Consider the following 437-nt stretch of genomic DNA (forward strand, 5'->3'; position numbering starts at 1 on the left):
GTTACCGTTCTTGGCCTTGTCGGAGTTTCCGGGTGCGTCCTCCTCGCCGTCGGCGTCATCGCTGCTGTTCTTCGGGCCGGCGTGGTCCGGACGCTTGTCGTCCGCGTTACCCGGGTTGTTCTCGGTCACGAAGTCGGAGACGGCCTGTCCGATGGGGCCGTCACCGCCCGTGTCCTTGAGCCGCTCGACGAACCGGCTGACGAGCTGGCCGAACGGGTCGTCCTCGGCGACCTCACCCTGCAGGGTGGCGGTCGTCTCGGCGCTGAGGCCGTCGTACTCGGCGGTCACGTCGACCGTGACAGTCTGCAGGGGCGCGGTGAGTTCGACGGTACCGTTCGCGTCCGTCTCGTACTCGCCCGCGTCCGTGTAGTTGCCCTCGACCGCGACCGAGGCGTTCTCGACGGCCTCGCCGTCTTCGGTCACGGTGATGGTGACCG

Annotated in this window: 1 pseudogene; it reads right to left on the bottom strand. The window is 68.2% G+C overall.

The features are described 5' to 3' along the window. Positions 1-437: pseudogene (locus DVK07_RS21905) on the bottom strand (hypothetical protein); the annotation flags it as partial.

Source organism: Halorubrum sp. Atlit-26R, assembly GCF_003666015.1.
GTDB lineage: Archaea > Halobacteriota > Halobacteria > Halobacteriales > Haloferacaceae > Halorubrum.